Genomic DNA, 821 nt, shown 5'->3' with positions numbered 1-821 from the left:
TCTGGTTCATCCGGCGCAGCGCGTCACGGCCCTGCCCCGGTTCGAACCCGTACCGCATCATGGTGTTGAGGATCAGCGCGGTGTCGTCGTAGCGCTTCTGGGTGCTGCCGGTGAACTCGTTGGTCCTGCCGAGCAGCTCACCGATGCTGGGCACGGCGTAGGTGCGGTACAGGGCGATGCCCAGCGCCCGGCCCATGTCCCAGGGGAACTCCTGGGAGTTGAGGATCTGCATGATCCGGACGCAGTCGGCCTCGGGATCCAGGTGATGGATCTCGTCTCGGAGGTCGAAACGTTTCATTCGGGGTTCCTTCGGGAGAGGGGGCGGCGGGGTGCGCGGGGGATGGGCGACACGCGGGGGACGGCGGGGGTCGCGGGGGCGTGGAGAACGCGCGGGGGAACGCGGGACGTCAACTTCCGGTGTCCTCGGAGGCGTGCGGTGCGCTCGCCTGCCCCGGCGCGGGCACGCGGGCGCCCGTGGCGGTGACCTCACGGGTCGCCAGATCGTGCGGGACCGGGCACCCCTTCGGGAAGGTGCCGATCCGGGACGGGTCGTAGCCGTCGGGGTAACTGCGGATGTTGGGGCTCTGCCGGGCCCAGCGCGGCTCCCTGCGCGGAGGCATCAGACGCACCACCCTGGCGCGCAGGCGCAGCGCGGTACCGCTCAGCCACCGCCAGACCGCGGAGGGCTCCGGGTAGCCGAAGGCCCGGATGAGCCGGTCGTCGAGCAGCGCCTTGGTGAAGGGGCGCACCAGCGGACGCTGCCAGGCCGGGTAGAAGTCCACCATCAACCCGAGGGTGGCGTCGGAGACCGCGCGTCCGCC

Annotated in this window: 2 pseudogenes; both read right to left on the bottom strand. The window is 71.5% G+C overall.

Features of this window, described 5'->3' with window-relative positions:
- Positions 1-298: pseudogene (locus D455_RS0128700) on the bottom strand (oxygenase MpaB family protein); the annotation flags it as partial.
- A gap of 109 nt (positions 299-407) precedes the next feature.
- Positions 408-821, bottom strand: a pseudogene (locus D455_RS0128695) (oxygenase MpaB family protein); the annotation flags it as partial.

The sequence above is a fragment of the Nocardiopsis halotolerans DSM 44410 genome (genome assembly GCF_000341065.1).
Lineage (GTDB): Bacteria > Actinomycetota > Actinomycetes > Streptosporangiales > Streptosporangiaceae > Nocardiopsis > Nocardiopsis halotolerans.
This window is presented reverse-complemented; position numbering and strand designations above follow the sequence as displayed.